Source organism: Ornithinibacillus contaminans, from assembly GCF_001038425.2.
GTDB classification, from domain to species: domain Bacteria; phylum Bacillota; class Bacilli; order Bacillales; family Amphibacillaceae; genus Ornithinibacillus; species Ornithinibacillus contaminans.
In genome coordinates, this window is record NZ_LDPV02000020.1 from 25,233 (window position 1) to 46,388 (window position 21,156).

General features: G+C 38.0%; 21 protein-coding genes and 1 tRNA gene. 4 read left to right on the forward strand and 18 right to left on the reverse strand.

The genetic code is table 11. The annotated features are described in order from the left end of the window. Positions 1–91 precede the first annotated feature (91 nt). The 4 genes from zupT to secG all read right to left on the reverse strand — a co-directional run bounded on the left by zupT (position 92) and on the right by secG (position 4,568). Complete coding sequence (gene zupT, locus JF53_RS04185; protein ID WP_047980782.1) at positions 92–901, reverse strand: zinc transporter ZupT; 810 nt, start codon at positions 899–901, stop codon at positions 92–94. Positions 902–1,119: 218 nt separating this feature from the next. Beyond that, complete coding sequence (rnr, locus tag JF53_RS04190) at positions 1,120–3,369, reverse strand: ribonuclease R (protein ID WP_047980783.1); 2,250 nt, start codon at positions 3,367–3,369, stop codon at positions 1,120–1,122. A 48-nt stretch (positions 3,370–3,417) separates the two neighbouring features. Continuing rightward, positions 3,418–4,164 carry an alpha/beta hydrolase gene (locus JF53_RS04195; RefSeq protein ID WP_047980784.1) on the reverse strand — a complete coding sequence of 249 codons (747 nt, stop codon included), beginning with the start codon at positions 4,162–4,164 and terminating at the stop codon, positions 3,418–3,420. Positions 4,165–4,334: 170 nt separating this feature from the next. Then, entirely contained in the window at positions 4,335–4,568 is a 234-nt protein-coding gene (gene secG / locus JF53_RS04200; protein WP_047980785.1) for a preprotein translocase subunit SecG, read from the reverse strand. Positions 4,569–4,750: 182 nt separating this feature from the next. Here secG and JF53_RS04205 point away from each other — a divergent pair, with 182 nt between their 5' ends. After that, entirely contained in the window at positions 4,751–5,677 is a 927-nt protein-coding gene (locus tag JF53_RS04205; protein ID WP_047980786.1) for an alpha/beta hydrolase, read from the forward strand. 120 nt (positions 5,678–5,797) lie between these two features. Then, positions 5,798–7,510 carry a phosphoenolpyruvate--protein phosphotransferase gene (ptsP, locus tag JF53_RS04210; protein ID WP_047980787.1) on the forward strand — a complete coding sequence of 571 codons (1,713 nt, stop codon included), beginning with the start codon at positions 5,798–5,800 and terminating at the stop codon, positions 7,508–7,510. A gap of 103 nt (positions 7,511–7,613) precedes the next feature. Here ptsP and JF53_RS04215 read toward each other — a convergent pair whose 3' ends face one another. From JF53_RS04215 to JF53_RS04260, 10 genes are all read right to left on the reverse strand, one after another. Continuing rightward, positions 7,614–8,591, reverse strand: coding sequence for a nucleoside hydrolase (locus tag JF53_RS04215; RefSeq protein WP_047980788.1), 978 nt, complete (start codon positions 8,589–8,591; stop codon positions 7,614–7,616). A 305-nt stretch (positions 8,592–8,896) separates the two neighbouring features. Next, the gene (locus JF53_RS04220) at positions 8,897–9,103 is read right to left on the reverse strand and encodes a hypothetical protein (protein WP_047980789.1); all 207 of its coding nucleotides are present in this window, start codon (positions 9,101–9,103) and stop codon (positions 8,897–8,899) included. A 317-nt stretch (positions 9,104–9,420) separates the two neighbouring features. Next, positions 9,421–10,710: a phosphopyruvate hydratase gene (eno, locus tag JF53_RS04225; protein ID WP_047980790.1), complete on the reverse strand. Its 1,290-nt coding sequence runs from the start codon at positions 10,708–10,710 to the stop codon at positions 9,421–9,423. Positions 10,711–10,725: 15 nt separating this feature from the next. After that, on the reverse strand, positions 10,726–12,264 hold the full coding sequence (gene gpmI, locus JF53_RS04230; protein WP_047980791.1) for a 2,3-bisphosphoglycerate-independent phosphoglycerate mutase: 1,539 nt from the start codon (positions 12,262–12,264) through the stop codon (positions 10,726–10,728). Continuing rightward, positions 12,261–13,019, reverse strand: a complete 759-nt coding sequence (gene tpiA, locus JF53_RS04235) for a triose-phosphate isomerase (protein ID WP_047980792.1) — start codon at positions 13,017–13,019, stop codon at positions 12,261–12,263. Before tpiA ends, gpmI begins: the two co-directional genes overlap by 4 nt. 212 nt (positions 13,020–13,231) lie before the next feature. After that, complete coding sequence (locus JF53_RS04240) at positions 13,232–14,413, reverse strand: phosphoglycerate kinase (RefSeq protein WP_047980793.1); 1,182 nt, start codon at positions 14,411–14,413, stop codon at positions 13,232–13,234. Between the two features lie 183 nt (positions 14,414–14,596). Beyond that, a complete protein-coding gene (gene gap, locus JF53_RS04245) occupies positions 14,597–15,604 on the reverse strand; it encodes a type I glyceraldehyde-3-phosphate dehydrogenase (RefSeq protein WP_047980794.1) in 1,008 nt (335 codons plus the stop codon). 39 nt (positions 15,605–15,643) lie between these two features. Then, positions 15,644–16,672: a sugar-binding transcriptional regulator gene (locus JF53_RS04250; RefSeq protein ID WP_047980795.1), complete on the reverse strand. Its 1,029-nt coding sequence runs from the start codon at positions 16,670–16,672 to the stop codon at positions 15,644–15,646. 153 nt (positions 16,673–16,825) lie between these two features. Beyond that, positions 16,826–17,077, reverse strand: a complete 252-nt coding sequence (locus JF53_RS04255; protein ID WP_047980796.1) for a glutaredoxin family protein — start codon at positions 17,075–17,077, stop codon at positions 16,826–16,828. A gap of 73 nt (positions 17,078–17,150) precedes the next feature. Continuing rightward, positions 17,151–17,366 (reverse strand): hypothetical protein, encoded by a 216-nt coding sequence (locus JF53_RS04260; protein ID WP_047980797.1) that lies wholly within the window; start codon positions 17,364–17,366, stop codon positions 17,151–17,153. Positions 17,367–17,536: 170 nt separating this feature from the next. Here JF53_RS04260 and JF53_RS04265 point away from each other — a divergent pair, with 170 nt between their 5' ends. Further along, a complete protein-coding gene (locus JF53_RS04265; RefSeq protein WP_047980798.1) occupies positions 17,537–18,130 on the forward strand; it encodes a cupin domain-containing protein in 594 nt (197 codons plus the stop codon). A gap of 59 nt (positions 18,131–18,189) precedes the next feature. Here the strand turns inward: JF53_RS04265 and JF53_RS04270 are convergent, their stop codons facing one another. Both JF53_RS04270 and JF53_RS04275 read right to left on the reverse strand, forming a co-directional pair. After that, positions 18,190–18,612, reverse strand: a complete 423-nt coding sequence (locus JF53_RS04270; RefSeq protein ID WP_047980799.1) for a hypothetical protein — start codon at positions 18,610–18,612, stop codon at positions 18,190–18,192. A gap of 227 nt (positions 18,613–18,839) precedes the next feature. Further along, positions 18,840–18,915, reverse strand: a tRNA-Arg gene (locus JF53_RS04275). Between the two features lie 258 nt (positions 18,916–19,173). Here JF53_RS04275 and clpP point away from each other — a divergent pair. Next, positions 19,174–19,761 (forward strand): ATP-dependent Clp endopeptidase proteolytic subunit ClpP, encoded by a 588-nt coding sequence (gene clpP / locus JF53_RS04280; RefSeq protein WP_047980800.1) that lies wholly within the window; start codon positions 19,174–19,176, stop codon positions 19,759–19,761. Between the two features lie 76 nt (positions 19,762–19,837). Here clpP and JF53_RS04285 read toward each other — a convergent pair whose 3' ends face one another. Further along, positions 19,838–20,092 (reverse strand): HPr family phosphocarrier protein, encoded by a 255-nt coding sequence (locus JF53_RS04285; protein ID WP_047980801.1) that lies wholly within the window; start codon positions 20,090–20,092, stop codon positions 19,838–19,840. Between the two features lie 112 nt (positions 20,093–20,204). Further along, positions 20,205–21,152 (reverse strand): DNA-binding protein WhiA, encoded by a 948-nt coding sequence (whiA, locus tag JF53_RS04290; protein ID WP_047980802.1) that lies wholly within the window; start codon positions 21,150–21,152, stop codon positions 20,205–20,207. Positions 21,153–21,156 lie beyond the last annotated feature (4 nt).

A 21,156-nucleotide genomic window follows, 5' to 3' on the forward strand; every position in this document is an offset into this window, starting at 1 on the left:
TTTATCAAATATTCACCTGTTATTAAAGCGAAATACGATACCACAGGCTAAAAAAGAAAATGGAATACCAGAGGCACTCCACTTTTCTCCCTTATGCTAACAATAATAAACTAACCGCCATTAATGCCATCCCACTGATTAACCCATAAATCGAAACATGTGCTTCATCATACTTTTTCGCTGCTGGTAATAATTCATCTAATGAAATGAATACCATAATTCCTGCTACACCAGCGAAAATAACACCAAACATTAAATCATTTAAGAACGGCATTAGAATTAGAAAAGCAACAATGGCACCAACAGGCTCTGCTAGACCAGATAAGAACGATAATTTAAATGCACGTTTCTTATCATTGGTTGCATAATAGATCGGTACTGACACTGCAATTCCCTCTGGAATATTGTGAATCGCAATTGCAATCGCAATGGCAAATCCTAAGGTAGGATCTTCAATTGCTGACATAAACGTTGCGATTCCTTCTGGAAAATTGTGAATGCCGATAGCGAGAGCTGTAAATACACCCATCTTTAATAATTCTGGGTTCTGCGTTACAGCACCATTCTTTTCCATATCCTCTACTTTTTTCAGTTCATGAGGATTAGATTTCGACGGTACAAATCGGTCAATAAGCGCAATGAGTAACATCCCCGCAAAGAAAGAGCCCACGGTTAACCACTGTCCGCCGTGCTTACCCAACTCACTAACAAGCGAATCCTGTGCCTTCACAAAAATCTCGATCATCGACACATAAATCATAACACCTGCAGAAAAACCTAAGGCAAACGATAAAAATTTTGTATTCGTTGTTTTGGCAAAAAACGCTAGTAAACTCCCAATCCCAGTTGCCAATCCGGCAAACAGCGTAAAGAGAAATGCAATTATTACTTCATGAGACATAGGACTTCTCCCTTTCTTAGTTGTACCAATTAACTTATTTTTCCTCGGGGAAACTTTTTTAGTTATTGTTATATTTTATTTGAAAACTAATAAAAAAGCAATTATTTTTTTCTGCAATATTGGGACTTCCTACCTATTGTTAATTCCTTATACAAGAATAGACTAATCCTGCTGATAAAAGACAGAATTAGTCTATGCAAAAACCACATGTCATACGCCTATTTTCTTTTTCGTACAGGCGGTTTCTTTGATTTGGTTGATCCTTTTGCCGCTCTATTTTGTTTCGATTTCTTATCGTTATTCGTTGGCTTAGGCTTACCTGGTTTGCCTTGCTTTCCGCCACCAATGATTTCAAAGTCTATCGCATGCTCGTCCATATTGACACTTGTGACACGAACCTTCACTTCTTGTCCGATACGATAAACCTTACCAGTTCGTTCCCCAATCATCGCATAATGTCGTTCATCGAAATGATAATAATCATCGGTTAGATAACTTACATGGACTAATCCTTCGATAGTATTCTCCAATTCAACAAATAGTCCAAAGCTTGTCACAGAGCTTATCACACCAGTATATTCTTCCCCAATTCGTTCAAACATGTACTCTGCCTTTTTCAAGTCATCTGTATCTCGCTCGGCATCCACTGCTGTTCGCTCCCTCTCAGATGAATGACGTGCAATCTCTGGCAGTTTATCCTTCCATGTACCAATTGTTTTGGCATCTAAGCTTTTTTCAATTAAATAGGTACGAATCAAGCGATGAACAATTAAGTCTGGATAACGACGTATTGGCGAAGTAAAATGTGTATAAAATTCTGTCGCAAGCCCAAAGTGACCAATGCCCTGTGAATCATATTTCGCCTGCTTCATAGAGCGAAGCATTAGTTTGGAAATAATCATTTCCTCTGGTTCGCCTTCAGCCTCTTCCAATACCTTCTGCAAGCTCTGTGGATGAATCTCATTAGCCGTTCCTTTCACCTTATAACCCAATCCAGCTAAAAATTCAAAGAAGTGCTGTAGCTTGCTTTGGTCTGGATCCTCATGAATACGATGAATGAACGGAACTTCCATCCAGTGAAAATGCTCTGCGACTGTTTCATTCGCTGCCAGCATAAATTCTTCAATTAAACGTTCTGCAACAGATCGCTCCCGAATGACAACATCCGTTGGCTTCCCTTTTTCATCAACAAGGACTTTTGCTTCTTTAAAATCAAAATCAATAGCACCACGTCCCATGCGCTTTCCTCTTAAAATAGAAGCTAGCTTTTCCATCTGTTCAAACATTGGAACTAACGGACGATACTTTTCGCGCAATTCTTCGTCTTGATCGACTAAAATTTTATTCACATCACTATAGGTCATTCTTTCCGTTGTCTTGATAACGCTTTGGAAGATTTCATGGTTGACGACTTTACCCGTCGTATCAATCTCCATCTCACAGCCTAATGTTAGCCGGTCCACTTTTGGATTTAAGGAACAAATCCCATTCGATAATCGGTGTGGAATCATCGGAATAACACGGTCAACTAAGTAGACACTTGTCCCACGCTCTAATGCCTCCTTATCGATTGCTGAACCTTCTTTTACATAATAACTAACATCGGCAATATAAACACCAAGCTTATAGTTGCCATTGTCTAATCGTTTCACAGTAACAGCATCATCAAGGTCTTTCGCATCTGCACCATCAATTGTCACAATGACTTCATCTCGAAGATCACGTCGGGAACCAATTTCCGATTCGTCAATTGTTTCTGGTGTGTTCATTGCTTGTTCTAGTACTTCAGGTGGGAAGTCCATTTTAATACCGTGCTTATATATAATGGAAATAATATCAATTCCAGGATCATTTTTATGTCCAAGAATTTGAACGATTTCTCCCTCAGCACTTTTACGGTTCTCTGGATACTTGGTGATTTTAGCAATAACCTTATGCCCACTTACAGCACCATTAATACTGCCCTTTGGAATAAAGATGTCATTCGGAATACGTTTATCATCCGCAATAACAAAGCCAAATGCTCGATTATCTTCAAAGGTACCAACGACCTCGGTAATTGCTCGTTCTACGATACGAATCACTGTACCCTCTGGTCGGCTACCAGTAGCATCACGCTTTTCAATTCGCACTAGCACCGTGTCATTATTCATCGCAGAGGCTAGATCAGAATGATGAATGTACACATCCGTCTCATTTTCATCATCTGGGATTAAAAAGGCAAATCCTTTCGCATGCATTTGAATCCTACCACGAATAAGATTCATTTTCTCTGGTAGGCCGAATCGGTTTTTCCTGGTTCGAACAAGCTCACCGTTATGCTCTAATTCATTTAGTGCTTTTACAAGTTCCTTAAAATCAACCACATCAGTAATTTCTAGAATCTCTTCTAGCTCTTCAACAGCTAATGGCTTCGAATCATATGTTTTAAAAAATTCTCTTACTTTATCGATCATTATTTCACTCATCCTAACACCTTCTTTCACTTTCCATTGTAAACCTTTTGTTAATCAGCATTATTCTTCCCAATCTAATGATTCTAAAAACTGATAAATATCTTCATGAAGCTTTTCTTTCTCTTTATCCAATGTAATAACGTGTCCGGATTCCTCGTACCATTTTAGTTCTTTATGATCCGCTTCCACATTTTCGTAAATATATGTAGCACTTTCTGTATTTATCATCTTATCTAACCTAGCCTGCACAACCATTGTTGGCGTGTAGATCGTGTCGATATTTTGCTGTACATCTTTAATCAGCTTACCTAATTCCGTAAACATCGGACTAGAATTTTCCATCAAAGAAGCAACCTCTTCGCTTATGACTTCCGCTTCTTTTCCTTCTAGCTGCTTGTATTCCTTTGAAAAGACTTGGAAACCAGCCGTTAATTGTTTTTCATTATCAAAAAACATCGGTGCGCACATTGGAATTACTGCTTTTACATTTTCCGAATAAGATAGCTTTAAGCTCAGTACGCCACCAAGTGATAATCCACAAACAGCAATTTCCTTATATCCTAATGTTTTCAACTGTTGAAAAGCTTCCTGAACATCGCTCCACCACTGGTCTGGTCTTGTTTGAATTAATTCCTCGGGCGGCTTTCCGTGACCACGATAAATTGGAGCATGTGTCGTATACCCCTTCTTCTCTAAAAAACGGCCAAGCATGCGGACATCAGCTGAATGACCTGTAAATCCATGTAATAATAGAACTGCTCTAGGTCCTGCTTCAAATGTAAATGGTTTTGGTTGAATAACTCTCATCTTACGAAAACTCCTTTTCCCCACTATGATAGGATTACATCTTTTGATTAGTTAATTAAAGTCCCTATCAGGTTTATAACTATTATATACTGTCCCCCTTATACAGGAAAACTACACGATTATAAAATAAAAAACCCTCACCACGATTCATGTGATAAGGGTTACGCTTACTATTGTAAAACGTATGCACTAAGAAAAGCTAGGATAAAGAACAATACGCCTGTCACAACGGTTGCACGGTGTAGGACTAAGTCAATACCTCTTGCTTTTTGTTTACCGAATAACTGCTCTGCACCACCAGAAATCGCTCCTGATAATCCAGCACTTTTACCACTTTGTAATAAAACTAAAACTATCATTATAATTGCGTCAAGTACTAGTAAAACATTTACAAAACTAGCCATGTTACCATGACACCTCCTGAACATATGCAGACAAATACTATTCTTACTTTAGCATAATATTGAATACGATATCAAGCAATTTTTCTAAAAACGATAGAATCGATACACCAGTCATCCATATTCGCAATTTCACAAGCATTCATCTATGATAAAAATAACAGAATAAACGAGGGAGTGATACTATGAAGACAACATTTTGGCTCAAAACGATAGATAACGTTGAAATCTATGTTGAAAAATGGACCGACCCAGATAAACAACCAAAAGCTATTCTTCAACTCGCTCATGGAATGGTCGAACATATTCAACGCTATCATGATTTCACCCAATTTTTAGTAGAACACGATATTTTCGTCTATGGTAATGATCATCGTGGTCATGGAAAGACAGGTCAGAAACAGGGGTTAATGGGTTATTTAGCAGAGCAAGATGGTTTTACAAAGGCGATGAATGACCTATATCACATTACAAAGGTTATTCAGGAGGAATACCCATCGATACCTATCTTCTTACTTGGCCATAGTATGGGCTCATTCCTCGCTAGACACTATATTCAGGAGCATGGTGAAGCGATTAACGGTGTTATCTTATCTGGAACTGGCTACTACCCAAGTCTTTCAACTGCGTTTGGTAAAGCACTTTCAGCTAGACTTTCCCCTAAGAAAAAATCACCTATGATGAATAAACTTGCCTTTGGCGCATTCAATCGAAAAATAACAAATCCAAAGACACCATTTGATTGGCTATCACATGATGAATCTGTCGTCCAAGCGTATATGCAAGATCGGTTTGCCGGCTATATCCCAACTGCACGATTTTTCTATGATTTAATGTGCGGACTCCAGTTTATTCATAATCAACAAAGAAACAACAACATACGGAAGGATTTACCGATGTTATTCATTAGCGGTAATGCTGATCCAGTAGGTAATTATGGAAAAGGAATTCAAAAGACGGTATCTCTCTATAAAAATGTCGGTATAAAATCAATAGAAACAAAACTTTTCGAGGATGGTCGACATGAGATGCTAAATGAAGTAAATAAGTCGGAGGTTTATCAAGAAATCGTACAATGGATTTTTCAATATTTACCAGACCATCACCAATAAAGCGTTTTCATTGTGAATAATTTATTTCAGTTCGATGAATTGCTTGAATCAATGACCTGAAACGGTTAACATGGAATAGTAATAATTGATTATATTATGTCGAAGGGTTGGTACAATAGTATGACAAACATCCAAGGAATTGCCGCATCTTCTGGAATTGCAATTGCAAAGGCTTACCACCTTGTAACGCCAGATTTAACGTATACGAAGACAACAATTGAAGATCCATCTAAAGAGATCGAGCGTTTAGATAGTGCACTTGCCATTTCCAAGCAAGAATTAGAAAAAATTAAAGCGCATACGCTAAAAGAGCTAGGTGAAGAACATGCAGAAATATTCTCCGCTCATTTATTAGTGTTAGGTGATCCAGAACTTATTAATCCGATTAAAGATAAGATTCAAAATGAAAACGCTATGGCTGAAGCTGCGCTTGAAGAAACCGCTTCAATGTTTATTCAAATGTTTGAAAGCATGGACAATGAATACATGCGTGAACGTGCTGCTGATATCCGTGACGTAACAAAACGCGTGCTTGCTCATTTGTTAGGGGTATCCTTCCCTAACCCAGCATTAATTGACGAAGAAGTTATCGTGATTGCAGGGGATTTAACCCCATCAGACACAGCACAATTGAATCGTCAATTTGTTAAAGGGTTTGCAACAGACATCGGTGGACGCACATCACACTCTGCCATTATGGCAAGATCATTAGAAATTCCAGCAGTTGTTGGTACAAAAACAGTAACGACAACCGTTGCGAAGGATGATATCGTTATTATTGATGGTATTGATGGAAACGTAATCGTTAATCCTTCAGAAGCAGACATCAAGGCTTACGAAGAAAAACAAGCTAACTTTGCCAAACAACAGGCACTATGGGCTGAATTAAAGGACGAGCCTACGCTTACTTCCGATGGCGAACAAGTAGAGCTTGTCGCAAACATCGGTACACCAGATGATGTAATCGGTGTTCTTAACAATGGTGGCGAAGGTGTTGGATTATACCGCACAGAATTCTTATATATGGGTAAAAGCGAACTTCCAACAGAAGATGAGCAATACGAGGCATATAAGTCCGTGTTAGAACAAATGGGAGAGAAGCCAGTTGTTGTGCGTACCCTTGATGTAGGTGGCGACAAAGAACTTCCATATCTAGATCTTCCAAAAGAATTAAACCCATTCTTAGGCTTCCGAGCTATTCGCTTCTGCTTGGAAAATGAACATGTCTTCCGTCCTCAACTACGTGCATTACTACGCGCTAGTGTACACGGAAATCTAAAAATCATGTTCCCGATGATTGCAACACTGGAAGAGTTCCGGAAAGCAAAAGAAATTTTACTAGACGAGAAAGCAAACTTGACGAAAGAAGGACATCAAGTATCAGATTCAATCGAAGTTGGTATCATGGTCGAAATCCCGTCAACAGCTGTTATTGCAAAACAATTTGCAAAGGAAGTTGATTTCTTCAGTATTGGGACGAATGATTTAATTCAATATACAATGGCTGCTGATCGTATGAATGAGCAAGTATCCTACTTGTACCAGCCATACCATCCGGCTATCTTAAATTTAGTGAACAATGTGATAGAAGCCGCTCACCAAGAAGGCAAATGGGCTGGAATGTGTGGAGAGATGGCTGGAGATCCAATCGCCATTCCAATCTTACTTGGACTTGGTTTAGATGAATTTAGTATGAGTGCTACATCAATTTTACCAGCACGTACACAATTAAAAGGCATCTCTAAGAAGGATCTTGCTTCCTATAAAGAACAACTACTATCTATGTCCACAGCAGAAGAAGTAGTAGCATTTATAAAAGAAAAAACTGAATAAAAATAACAAATGCAAAGCTCCGTTTGGTATCAGACGGAGCTTTTTTTGATAACATATGTTAATGCCATTTAATCTAGTTTAATCCCATTACAAGAAATGTCCATCACTGTTGGGTAAAATTTTGCCCTGTCATTGTACTCATGAAATCATTAAAAAAACTAGGATAGTCGAAGTCAAATGCTATTCGGTGGGTTTTAACTTCCTGTTCTGTCTCCTCTTCTAAGCTTCCAAAGGGTCTAATATCTGCAATACTTTGACCACGTTCTGTCCCTTGGGTCGCTTGGACAATATACACCGGTAAATCCCGAAACGTAAACATATCCTCGCGATCAACAGCCATTAGTGTTAACACGTCATGTAGCGGACTCCCTTGGATACTAGGATCACGTTCTTTATAATAATTAAAGTAATAGTCAATCAATGGCTTAACGATGTCAATCGGTCCTAATTGGTCTATATAATCTACCATCTCGGGAGTAGCAATCGCGTATTCTGTAACATTAAGCGGTATGATCGTAATATTTTCACCATAGGTCATTACAATCTGTGCAGCCACAGGATCTCCATGAAAATTCGCCTCCGAGACTGCTGTTACATTGCCCGGGACCCAAAATGCTCCACCCATAATATAAATCTCCTTCACCTGCTCCATTGTACTTGGGTAAAGCAGATACATGGTGGCTAGAGAGGTTAATCTTCCTATATTTACAATGATTAACTCATCTTTATTTTCTTCAATAATTTCAAGAATCCGAAAGAAATTTTCAAAAGAAACATCCTCTCCCGCTGTCGGTGGTGTAATTGGACCAAGCCCATATTCACCATGTATTTCAGGAACAAAATCAGGTCTATCCGATGTCATCGGGTTTCGTGCCCCTGCAATTATTTCGATATCACTTTCCCCAATAGAATTAAAGATATTCCGCAAATATTGTGTCGTAGCCAAAGCGTTCTCTCGGGGTATATTTCCGTAATCAGAAACAATCCCGACTATATCAATACTTTCCTTTAGAAAACCATAAATAAGGGCAATTGAATCATCTATTCCAATATCAGCAAAAATCAGTACCTTTTTACTCAACATGTATCTTCCTTTCAAAGTCATGTTTTGTAGTCATTTCTATAGCTTAATGCAAAATGGACTTGTCCTGTGAAGAAGTTAATAGTAGTTTCACCACTAACACCAAAAATAAGGAATAAAAATGAGAACGGCATTTAATAAAATGGAAAAAGAGAGCGAAACAAAAAATATACCCTAAATTAACATAAAAAAACGCTTGGAAAAATAATCCAACCGCTTTATAATTCCTGCTATTCTTCTTGCTCAACTAAACACTTTTTTAGGGTGCTTTTGCATAAGTTGTTTTTTGTAAAACTACCTATACTTTAACCATAAAATCCGATGATGTTTAGGATTAAAACGCCAATAATAGTAACTCCTATTCCAGTAGCAAACACAATCCCGCTTGTTTTAACTTCTTTTGTATCAAACCATACAACAAGAGTTAGTATCACTGAAAATATCAGACCAAAAAAAATGGAGGCAAAAGGGTTAGTAGGCTGAATCCAGTCATACCAGTTTAGTAAATCCATTAAATCACTCCCCTAAACATTAGTAACTAAACTTTTTGTTATTGACGAAAGTACAATTTATCACGTTTTAAATTTTAATACGAATAACACATAATCTTGGTTTCAAAAATACACTGATTCTCTTAGTTATAGTATGATTCCTCTGTGAATTTCCGGTATTTATTCATATAATCATTGATTTAACGACAAAGAAAAAATGTAGTGCTAAACTCTTCAAGAGTTAGCACTACATTTAACTTGTCATTATGAAATTTTCGTCACAACAACAACAACTGAATTACTTACGATAAGAATCATCGCAGCCTTTTCAACATTTATTACTTATTTTTTAAGTTATAAAATGAATTTAGCCCACCATATTCACCCATGCCAGCTAATTCATCTTCAATGCGAAGTAATTGATTGTATTTCGCTACACGGTCTGTACGAGATGGTGCACCAGTTTTGATTTGACCAGCGTTAGTTGCAACAGCAATATCAGCAATAGTTGCATCTTCAGTTTCACCAGAACGGTGAGAGATTACTGCAGTGTAACCAGCACGCTTCGCCATTTCGATTGCATCAAATGTTTCTGTTAATGTACCGATTTGGTTAACTTTGATAAGGATAGAGTTTCCTACACCTTGCTCAATACCTTGTGCAAGCTTTTTCGTGTTTGTAACGAATAAATCGTCACCAACTAACTGTACTTTGCTGCCAAGACGCTCTGTTAATAATTTATGACCTTCCCAGTCATTTTCATCTAAACCATCTTCAATAGAGATGATTGGGTATTTGTTTACCATTTCTTCGTACCAATCAACCATTTCTGCTGAAGTACGTGTTACACCTTCACCTTTAAGAACGTATTTACCATCTTCATACATTTCAGAAGAAGCAACGTCCATAGCTAATCTAACTTCTTCACCTGGCTTGTAACCAGCTGCTTCGATTGCTTCTACGATTGTTTGTAAAGCTTCTTCATTAGAGCTTAGGTTAGGAGCAAATCCACCTTCATCTCCAACAGCAGTATTGTAGCCTTTAGCCTTCAATACATTTTTAAGAGAATGGAAAATTTCTGCACCAGTACGTAATGCTTCTTTGAATGTAGGAGCTGCAACTGGCATGATCATGAATTCTTGAATATCAACGTTGTTATCAGCATGCTCACCACCGTTTACAATGTTCATCATTGGTGTTGGAAGTGTTTTACCGTTGAACCCACCTAAGTAGTTGTATAATGGAACTTCAAGGAAGTTAGCTGCTGCATGGGCTACCGCCATAGATACACCAAGGATTGCATTCGCACCTAATTTACCTTTGTTTTCTGTTCCATCAAGGTCAATCATTAGTGAATCAATAATGTTTTGACGAGTTACATCAAGACCTAATAGTTCTGGAGCAATAATTTCATTTACATTGTGTACTGCTTTTTCTACACCTTTACCAAGGTAACGACTCTTGTCGCCATCGCGAAGCTCAACTGCTTCATATTCACCTGTAGATGCTCCACTTGGCACCATAGCTGAACCGAAAGCCCCTGATTCTGTAAAAACTTCTACCTCAACTGTTGGATTTCCTCGTGAGTCTAATACTTCACGTGCATAAACGTCTGTAATGTATGGCATTAATAATCTCTCCTTTTACTTTTTAATTAATGATGAACCTGTCATCTCTTTTGGTTTTTCAACTTCTAATAAATCAAGCAATGTCGGAGCTAAGTCTGCTAGAATTCCGCCATCACGTAATTCGATATTATCCTTTGTAACAATTACTGGTACTGGGTTAGTCGTATGGGCTGTCATTGGATTACCCTCAAGTGTTACCACTTCATCAGAGTTCCCATGATCCGCAGTAATAATCGCACTACCGCCTAACTCGACTATTTTATCCACAATTTTGCCAAGACATTCATCAACTGTTTCAATCGCGTCGATAGTTGGCTGTAACATTCCAGAATGCCCAACCATGTCAGGATTTGCAAAGTTTAAGATAATGGCATTTACTTCACCAGCATCTAATTCATTTAGCAATGCATCGGTTACTTCATATGCACTCATTTCCGGTTTCAAATCATAGGTTGCAACCTTAGGTGAATCAATTAAAATTCGCTTTTCACCTGGAAATTCTTTTTCACGTCCACCACTCATAAAGAAGGTAACATGTGGATATTTCTCTGTTTCAGCGATACGCAATTGCTTCATATTGTTTTGTGCCAGTACTTCCCCAACTGTATTATCTAGGTTTACTGGTTCATATGCAACAAAACCGTCTACTGATTCACTAAATTGGGTTAACATAACGAAATCTAGATTCTTCGGTACGCCTGGTCCTCGGTCGAAATCACGGAAATCTTCATTGGCAAACGTACGTGAGATTTGAATGGCACGGTCTGGTCGGAAGTTATAGAAAATAATCGAATCATCATCCTCCACTTTACCAACTGGTGTACCAGATTCATCGGTAATCACGGATGGAATAACGAATTCATCATAGATTCCATTTTGATAAGAATCTTCTACAACCGCTTGTGCACTTGTATAGCTTGGTCCTTCACCATAAACCATCGCATCATACGCTTTTTTCACGCGATCCCATCGTTTATCACGGTCCATCGAATAATAACGTCCTGAGACTGTTGCAATTTCACCAACACCAAGCTCTTTCATTTTCACTTCGGTTTGTTCGATATAGCCTTTTGCAGTCTGCTGACCAACATCACGACCATCTAGAAAAGCATGTAAATATACTTTTTCTAGTCCTTGGTCTTTTGCTAGCTTCAATAGGGCAAATAAGTGTTCAATATGACTATGAACACCACCATCTGATAAAAGGCCAAAAATATGTAGTGCTTTATTTTTTTCCTTCGCACTAGCAATCGATTTTAAGAAGGCTTCCTTTTCAAAGAAATCTCCTTCACGAATGGACAAATTCACACGAGTTAGACTTTGATAAACAATACGTCCAGCTCCGATGTTCAAATGTCCTACTTCTGAATTACCCATTTGACCTTCTGGTAGTCCAACTGCTTCCCCACTAGCAATTAACTGGTTGTGAGCATATGTTTCCCAGTAACGATCGAAATTAGGCTTCTTCGCTTGCTTGACTGCATTTCCTTTTACTTCATCTCGAATGGCAAACCCATCAAGAATAATTAACGCAGCTAGTTTGTTTCCACTCATTTTGCTCCAGCCTCCACAAGCTGTAAGAATGAATCAGCTTCTAAGCTAGCGCCACCAACTAATGCTCCATCAATATCCGATTGTGCTAATAATTCATCAACATTAGAAGGTTTAACACTTCCACCGTATTGAATAACTACCGCGTCAGCAGTTGCCGCGTCTGTAACAGATTTCACGACATTACGGATATGTGCACAAACTTCATTAGCATCCTCGCTTGATGCAGTCTTACCAGTACCAATTGCCCAAACAGGTTCATACGCAATGATTGTTTTAGCAACTTGATCATTAGATAGACCAGCTAAACCTTTTTTCACTTGCGTTTCTACTAATGACATTGTTTGATTCGCTTCACGTTGCTCAAGTGTTTCACCAACACACACAATTGGTGTTAGACCATGATTAAATGCAGCATGAGTTTTCTTGTTCACAGTCTCATCTGTTTCTGCAAAATACTCACGACGCTCTGAGTGACCTAATACAACATGTGTTACGCCTAAGTCTTTTAGCATTACAGGGCTAACTTCACCTGTATAGGCACCATTATCTTCAAAATGCATGTTTTGCGCACTAACTTTTAAGTTAGTACCTTTACTTTTCTCTACTAAAGTAGCTAGATATGGAAATGGAGCACAAACAATTGCTTCTGCTTTATCATCGGCAGGAATCTTACCAACAACCGCATCAACGAATTGGGTAGCTTCTGCAAGTGTTTTGTTCATTTTCCAGTTACCTGCAATAATATTTTTACGCATGGTATTCACCTCTATCGTTAATTTCCACTTTTTCTTGAAGTGGGGTCTTACTAGGAGAAACGCTGAATTAACATCGGTTGCTGCTGAAATATCTCGAGAAACGCTGAAATCCCACGAGTTCCCGCTGAATTATTACTGTGCTTCGCTGAATCATTCACGTGTACCGCTGAACCATTCGATTTCTACAATTTCCAGCGAACAACCATTAAAAATTACTTATCGCTTAATGCCTCAACACCTGGAAGTACTTTACCTTCCATGAATTCTAGTGAAGCTCCTCCACCAGTGGATACATGATCCATTTTATCAGCTAAGTTGAATTTTTCTACAGCTGCAGCAGAATCTCCACCGCCAATTACGCTGTATCCTTTTGTTGTTGCTAGTGCTTCAGCAACAGCTTTTGTTCCATTTGCAAAAGGAGTTAATTCAAATACACCCATTGGTCCGTTCCAAATGATTAGCTTGGAATCTGCAACAAGTTGGCTATATTTTTCACGGGTTTTTGGACCAATGTCCATTGCTTCCCAATCAGCTGGAATTTCAGAAATAGCTACTTCTTTTGTATTGGCATTCTCAGAGAAGTCATCACCCACGACAACATCCTCAGGTAATACAAAATTAACACCTTTTTCTTCAGCTTTTCTCATGAATTCTTTTGCTAATTCAATCTTATCCTCTTCTAATAGAGATTTTCCAATTTCATAGCCAAGTGCTTTCACGAATGTGTAAGCCAATCCACCACCGATAATTAAGTTATCAACTTTATCTAATAGGTGATCGATAACACCGATTTTATCTTTAACCTTAGCACCACCGATAATAGCAGTGAATGGACGGTCAGGATTTTCTAGTGCTTTACCAAGTACAGATAGTTCTTTTTCCATTAATAATCCTGCAGCAGATGGAAGTAATTTTGCAATACCTGCTGTTGAAGCATGGGCACGATGTGCTGCGCCAAATGCATCATTGACATAAAGATCAGCTAGGCTTGCAAGTGAGCGAGCTAATTCTGGATCGTTTTTCTCTTCACCAGCTTCGAAGCGAACATTTTCAATCAATAGCAAATCGCCTTCATTTAACTGAGCAATAGCTTCTTCAACTTCTGCACCATAGACAGCATCTGTTTTCACAACTGCTTTCCCAATTAAATCGCTTAAACGTTTTGCAACAGGATCAAGGCGTAATTCTTCTACCACTTCACCATTTGGACGTCCTAAATGACTTGCTAGAATTACTTTAGCACCTTGTTCTGCTAAATATTGAATTGTTGGCAATGCTGCTCTAATTCTTGTGTCATCCGTAACTTCTCCGTCCTTCATTGGAACGTTGAAGTCAACACGACAAAATACTTTTTTTCCTTTTAAATCAAGGTCTTTCATTGTCTTCTTGTTCATTGGATTCCCTCCCGAAATGTATGTAGGCATTACATACTAGGTTTCCCTAGTCCTGTATCATTACTCATGATACAAAATATTGAAAGGACACAATTTTCATGATGTCTTATCTGCTAATTTACATGAGAAAAGGAGGAGAATTCTTCCTCCACCTTCTCATGTTTATTTGCCTAAATCTGTATCTTATAGTCCTTTTTGACCCATGAATGCAACTAAGTCTACAACACGAGTAGAGTAACCCATTTCGTTATCATACCAAGATAATACTTTTACCATGTTGTCTTCCAGAACCATAGTTGAAAGACCATCAAGGATTGAAGAATGTGTGTTACCAACGATGTCACTAGATACTAATGGTGCTTCACTGTATTCTAGAACACCTTTCAATTCACCTTCAGCCGCTTCTTTGAACGCTTTGTTCACTTCTTCAGCTGTTACGTTTTTGTCTAACTCAGCAACTAAGTCTACCATTGATCCGTCTGGAACTGGTACACGTACTGCCATACCGTTTAATTTACCTTTAAGTTCTGGTAATACTAACGCTACTGCTTTTGCAGCCCCAGTAGTTGTTGGGATAATGTTTTCAGCAGCCGCACGAGCACGACGGTAGTCTTTGTGTGGTAAGTCAAGAATTTGTTGGTCATTAGTGTAAGCATGAACTGTCGTCATTAGACCACGCTTAATTCCGAATTTATCGTTAAGCACTTTCGCAAATGGTGCTAAACAGTTTGTTGTACAAGATGCATTTGATACTACATGGTGTTTGCTTGGATCGTATTGATCTTGGTTAACACCCATTACAACTGTTAAATCTTCGTTATTAGCAGGAGCAGAGATGATAACTTTTTTCGCACCAGCATCAATATGTTTTTGAGAAGAATCACGATCAACGAAACGACCAGTAGATTCAACTACTACTTCAACACCAAGTTCACCCCAAGGAAGGTTAGCTGGCTCGCGTTCAGCAATTACTTTAATTTCTTTTCCACCTACAACGATATTTGAACCATTTACAGATACTTCCTCTTCAAGAACACCATGAACTGAATCATATTTTAATAGGTGTGCAAGCATATTAGCATCTGTTAAATCGTTAACTGCTACTACCTCAACATCGTCTCTTTTTAACGCTTGACGAAATACATTACGTCCAATACGTCCAAATCCATTAATACCAATTTTTACTGCCATTGTATATTCCTCCTATTTTTAAAAACTAACTATATTTATTTAAAGGGAAGTATCCCTTAAAATCTGTTCCGCTGCTGCCTCATCTGTAATCAGCAGATTACTTTTCGCGCGTTTGAAGTATGATTCAATCGCTTTAGCTTTTGACTTGCCACCTGCTACAGTGATGACATATTCCATTGTTTCCAAATCCTCTAATTGTAGACCTACTGTTCGAACCTTATGAACAACATTACCTTCTTGATCAAAATAATAACCAAATGCTTCACTAACCGCTTTTTTCGCTTTTAGCTTTTCCATTGTTTCACCGGACGTTTTACGGCGCTGAGCCATTGTTTGTGCATCACCTATACCATGCAAAACAATATCGGCATTTTTGATAAGCTGTAAAATCTCGATAATGGACGGCTCCTGAATAATATTATGATAAGAAGTTTCACTTAGCGGATCTGGGACATACAGTAGGCGATAGTCACCCTCTGCTTGTCTGGACATTTGCGCCGCAATCGTGTTGGCTTGATTCTCTACCTTTTCACCAATTCCACCACGCGCTGGGACAAAAAGATAATGTTCTGCTTTTTCAAGTGGCGTCATTTCATTGGCTACTGATGCCATCGTTGTTCCACCTGTTACGGCAATTGTTGCATTAGATGTAATGATCTTATTTAGGTAAGAGACACAAGTTTTACCCATCTCCTGTTTAACCCATTCAGATTCATCACTATTCCCCGGTACAACAATAACATTCTCTAGTTGTAATTTATCCTTAATTTCTTTTTCTAAAACACTTATCCCCATCATTTCACTCATGAATTCGGACAGTTGCTCCAGTACTAGCTTTCCTTGCTCGGTAATAAGCATTCCCTTTGTAGTAACTTCTAGTAATCCTTGTTCATGCAATAAATCAATCTCGCTACGAACCTGTCTTTCCGTCAAACTACTACTATCGGCAAGCCCCCTTCTACCTATGGGTTGATGAAGGTTAACAGTGTGCAAAAGAGAATATCGCGCCTGCATGATAGTTAACAGGTCAGGAATTAGTTTTTTCTGTAAATCAATTATTCCTCTCATGCCATTGCCCCTTCATCGGGAACAAAAACGTCCCGCAACTTCACAAAATGTCCCACGTGTTTCAAAAAAATACACATAGAATGCTATGTACATTATTATCATACCATAATGAATGAAATATACAAACAAAATGTATTCTTTTTTGGTGTATTTTTACTTACTCGAGACGTTTGTTTTTAAAAGCTTTTCCAATGCATCATAATCGAGTTGCTCACAGTCCAATTGATTGCCATTTACTTCGATAACTGGGATGACCAAATGATAAGCCTCTAACCATTCATCCTTCGAATAAATGTCACGTTTCTCCACTTCGAATTTATATTGCTGTTGAAACATTTCTAGTAAAACCTCTGCCTCATCACAAAGTGAGCAAGATTCTTTCGTATAAAATAATAATTTTTCCATAAGGCACCTTCTCGTTAATAATTAGAACGTTTTTTAGTATACAGAAATCAACCGCCTGATTCAAAAAGAATCGTTATGCGCCAAGCTTTTTCTGAATTGGTCCAGCTGATAATATATTCTGCTTGGTAAACATTCTTATTTTCTTCCGCCAATAACAATAAGCCATAATCGTATGTTCATCCATCCGAATCACGCGAACGTATCGCTGTGTTACTCGCTCGTACTGGTCCATGTATATGATTACGATTTTTTCTTTCTTTTCGATCGAACGTAGAAATAAACCTTTCATGTGCAAGGATCACCTCGTTAGAACATTTGTTCTTATTTTATCACATAGTAAGAATTTGCGCAATTTACATATTCATTTTATAAAGTGCGCTATCAACTATTCATTTCCACAGGCACCAACCTATTACGAGACACATATTCTGGCTATATAATTATAGGAGGTGTTTCCACATGCCAGATAAACTTGACTATACTTCTCCATCAACAAAATTTACGTTTGATGTTAATAAAAGCCATCTGTTTGTGAAGGATAATCAAAATCTCATTAATGTATTAGGAAAAGATCAGTTGAATACATTGGAAAATACATCACTACTTGATATTTTTCTAAGTGTGAACAATATAGTAGAACCACACTATCATCAGAATGCAGCTGAATTAGTTTATTGTATTTCTGGAGCAGCCACGGTTTCGATTTTAAACCCATTCACAAAAGAAATTATGAATTTCCCCATTACCCCTGGCCAAGTAGCGAATGTGCCACAAGGCTGGTGGCATTATGAGGTAGCTACCACGGACAACACACATTTATTAGCAATTTTTGACGCACCAAATCCTGAGGTGATTTTAGGCTCCGATATTTTAACATTCACACCAGCCAATGTGATGGCACATACGTATTGCCTCGATGAGAATCAGTGGAAGGCCGTCACCAGTCCAGTAAAGCCAAGCACTTATATTGGACCGTATACGGACTGCCAGAAACCTTTAAATACACCACAGCAGTATAGAACTTTCCCTCCATATCCGTATTATCCGTATTAAATTTAAAGCCACTATAAGAGACAAGAAATAGATGCTTCTTATAGTGGCTTTTCTTACTTTTAATTATTATAAATCTCCTTGTAGGCAATAACCTTCAAGGCCATTATTTCCTCTTCGGTAAAATTCTCTTCAATTTCTTGTAGGATTTCATTTCTCGTAATGTCTCCTGCCTGAACTTTGGATTGGATATCTTGAATTCCGGATATCCCTACCTTTTTCACAATCATTCTTGTAGCTTCTTCTTTCGTGGTAAAAGGTAACGTTCGCTCATCGACGGTTTCTGCGCCCTCTAAGAAACCTTTAAGCTGTGGATCATTTTCAATAGCCTGTTTAATCGTTTCCATTTGTCCACTATTCTCTAACTCCGTTGATACCACTTCCATTAGCTTATCTGAAGCTACCTTTGTCCCAAAATAATAGACACCATATCCGATTACTCCTAGGAAAACAACAATAATCAGTAACCATTTTATAAGTTTCATATGCTTTTCTCCCCCTTCCACTATTACTATACAATAAATCTTGGCTAAAAGATTAGTGAAATTCGAATTAATCAAATTCTTCTCTTTTTGACGCTATAATGGACTTGATACTCACTTCGTCTGTTTCAATAGCTCCAAATAAGGATTCCTCGTCATCTTCTATTCCCAAAACAAAAAGCAAGGGCAGAAAAAACATTCTAGCCCTTGCTTTCGTTTATTTGAATGGACGCGCCCAGAGGGATTCGAACCCCCGGCAAACCTGGTACCGGAAACCAGTGCTCTATCCAGCTGAGCTATGGGCGCATTTTAAAGAAAAGCCTTCAGTCCATTTAGGACACATAGGATATTATAACGTCTGAAGAATGATTAAACAAGTATTTTTAGTACGGAAGGTTTATTTCATAGGGCTTGCGGGTATGATGGAAAGTGTGTTTTATAAGGAATGGACAAGGTGCATTATTCGTCGAACGTTTTTGTTTGACCTTAATTGACCATTGGTATATCATAAAATTATCCAAAGATTGGATATATCCATAGAAAAAGTCTCAAGGAGGAATTCCAATGAATTTAATACCTACAGTTATTGAACAAACAAACCGTGGCGAACGCGCATACGATATCTACTCCCGTCTGTTAAAAGACAGAATCATTATGCTAGGAAGTGCTATTGATGATAATGTTGCAAACTCCATCGTGGCCCAGTTACTATTCCTAGAAGCTGAAGATCCAGGAAAAGATATTTCGTTATACATTAATTCACCCGGTGGATCGATTACAGCTGGTATGGCAATTTATGATACAATGCAATTTATAAAATCCGATGTTTCTACTATTTGTACTGGTATGGCAGCATCAATGGGTGCCTTCCTATTAGCTGCTGGTGCAAAGGGTAAACGCTATGCACTACCAAACAGCGAAGTGATGATTCACCAACCACTAGGTGGAACACAAGGGCAAGCAACCGATATCGAAATTCATGCAAAACGTATTCTACAAATGAGAGAAAGCCTAAACAAAATTCTTTCTGAGCGTACTGGTCAACCAATCGAAGTAATCAACCAAGACACAGAACGTGATAACTTCATGACAGCAGCTGGTGCTGTTGAATATGGTTTAATTGACAAAGTGCTTGAACGTAAACCTGATTAATGATACAGGAAAGAGGTTGAATCAACATTCAACCTCTTTTCTTTTTGTTATTATTTTCACATAATTAGCTGCATAACTATTTATTCGTTACAAATGTAGTCAAATGATTTAATGCAATTTCCTCATCAGATCCATCTGCAATAAGCTTGATGGACTCTCCATTAGTAATTGCCAAACTCATGAGACCCATGATACTCTTTGCATTTACGCGTTTTCCTTCTTTTTCTAGAAATAAATGTGCCGCATAACGATTTGCCTCTTGAACGAATAGTGCAGCAGGTCTTGCTTGTAAACCGCTTTCTAACTCAACCGTAACAACTCTCTCAACCAATTACCTCACCCTCCCCCATTCGTAAGCGGTACCAAAATATCGTAACATTTGAAATAAAATAAAAAACATCCATGATATATTATATCACGGATGTTAATTTTTTTAAACGAAGTTATGATAAAATTTCGCCTTGTTTAATTTTTTCTGCAAATTCATCAATTTTCTTCAAACGATGGTTAATTCCAGATTTAGAAATTTGTCCACTTGAAACTAATTCTCCTAATTCCTTTAACGACACATCTTCATGCTGCACACGCAAAATTGCAATTTCCTTCAATTTCTCTGGCAGTGCATCGAGTCCAACCGTTTTTTCGATTAGTTTAATATTTTCTATCTGGCGAAAAGCAGCACCAATGGTTTTATTCAAATTAGCTGTCTCACAGTTAACCAAACGATTTACCGAGTTTCTCATATCACGAACAATTCTTACATCTTCAAATTTAAATAATGCATTATGCGCACCGATAATATTTAGAAATTCAGTTATTCTTTCTGCCTCTTTCATATAGACAATATACCCCTTCTTGCGTTCTAGTTCTCGCGCATGAAGGTCAAAGGAATTCAACAACTCACATAAAGCAGCATTATGTACTTCATGTGTATTAAAAATTTCTAAATGATAAGAAGAAGTTTCTGGATTATTAATCGATCCACCTGCTAAGAAGGCGCCTCGTAAATAAGCACGTCGACAGCAATCCTTTTTTAAATAACGCTCAGAGATTTCTCGAACAAAGGAATAAGAATCCTTCATGATTTCCAACTCTGTCAGCATCTCATGGACATCTTCTTTTAAGCGAACGATATAGACATTATTTTTCTTAAGCTTCATCTTTTTCCGCACTAATAGTTCCACTGGAAGTGATGAAAAGCTAGCTTTAATTAATGTATAAATACGTCTCGCGATTGCTGCATTCTCCGTTTGCACATCCAATGTGTATCTGAGCTGTGACACGGATACTGTCCCGTTCATTCGTATTAAAGCAGCTAACTCTGCATAGTTACAACAATCCTCATGTTCAATGGAAGTTAATTCCTTTTTTATTTCCGAAGCAAAGGACAACTTA

What these genes read in the sequence shown, in the direction of transcription:
- zupT (WP_047980782.1), bottom strand. Translation starts at nt 901, where the DNA reads ATGTCTCATGAAGTAATAATTGCATTTCTCTTTACGCTGTTTGCCGGA.
- rnr (WP_047980783.1), bottom strand. Translation starts at nt 3,369, where the DNA reads ATGAGTGAAATAATGATCGATAAAGTAAGAGAATTTTTTAAAACATAT.
- JF53_RS04195 (WP_047980784.1), bottom strand. Translation starts at nt 4,164, where the DNA reads ATGAGAGTTATTCAACCAAAACCATTTACATTTGAAGCAGGACCTAGA.
- secG (WP_047980785.1), bottom strand. Translation starts at nt 4,568, where the DNA reads ATGGCTAGTTTTGTAAATGTTTTACTAGTACTTGACGCAATTATAATG.
- JF53_RS04205 (WP_047980786.1), top strand. Translation starts at nt 4,751, where the DNA reads ATGAAGACAACATTTTGGCTCAAAACGATAGATAACGTTGAAATCTAT.
- ptsP (WP_047980787.1), top strand. Translation starts at nt 5,798, where the DNA reads ATGACAAACATCCAAGGAATTGCCGCATCTTCTGGAATTGCAATTGCA.
- JF53_RS04220 (WP_047980789.1), bottom strand. Translation starts at nt 9,103, where the DNA reads ATGGATTTACTAAACTGGTATGACTGGATTCAGCCTACTAACCCTTTT.
- eno (WP_047980790.1), bottom strand. Translation starts at nt 10,710, where the DNA reads ATGCCATACATTACAGACGTTTATGCACGTGAAGTATTAGACTCACGA.
- gpmI (WP_047980791.1), bottom strand. Translation starts at nt 12,264, where the DNA reads ATGAGTGGAAACAAACTAGCTGCGTTAATTATTCTTGATGGGTTTGCC.
- tpiA (WP_047980792.1), bottom strand. Translation starts at nt 13,019, where the DNA reads ATGCGTAAAAATATTATTGCAGGTAACTGGAAAATGAACAAAACACTT.
- JF53_RS04240 (WP_047980793.1), bottom strand. Translation starts at nt 14,413, where the DNA reads ATGAACAAGAAGACAATGAAAGACCTTGATTTAAAAGGAAAAAAAGTA.
- gap (WP_047980794.1), bottom strand. Translation starts at nt 15,604, where the DNA reads ATGGCAGTAAAAATTGGTATTAATGGATTTGGACGTATTGGACGTAAT.
- JF53_RS04250 (WP_047980795.1), bottom strand. Translation starts at nt 16,672, where the DNA reads ATGAGAGGAATAATTGATTTACAGAAAAAACTAATTCCTGACCTGTTA.
- JF53_RS04255 (WP_047980796.1), bottom strand. Translation starts at nt 17,077, where the DNA reads ATGGAAAAATTATTATTTTATACGAAAGAATCTTGCTCACTTTGTGAT.
- JF53_RS04260 (WP_047980797.1), bottom strand. Translation starts at nt 17,366, where the DNA reads ATGAAAGGTTTATTTCTACGTTCGATCGAAAAGAAAGAAAAAATCGTA.
- JF53_RS04265 (WP_047980798.1), top strand. Translation starts at nt 17,537, where the DNA reads ATGCCAGATAAACTTGACTATACTTCTCCATCAACAAAATTTACGTTT.
- JF53_RS04270 (WP_047980799.1), bottom strand. Translation starts at nt 18,612, where the DNA reads ATGAAACTTATAAAATGGTTACTGATTATTGTTGTTTTCCTAGGAGTA.
- clpP (WP_047980800.1), top strand. Translation starts at nt 19,174, where the DNA reads ATGAATTTAATACCTACAGTTATTGAACAAACAAACCGTGGCGAACGC.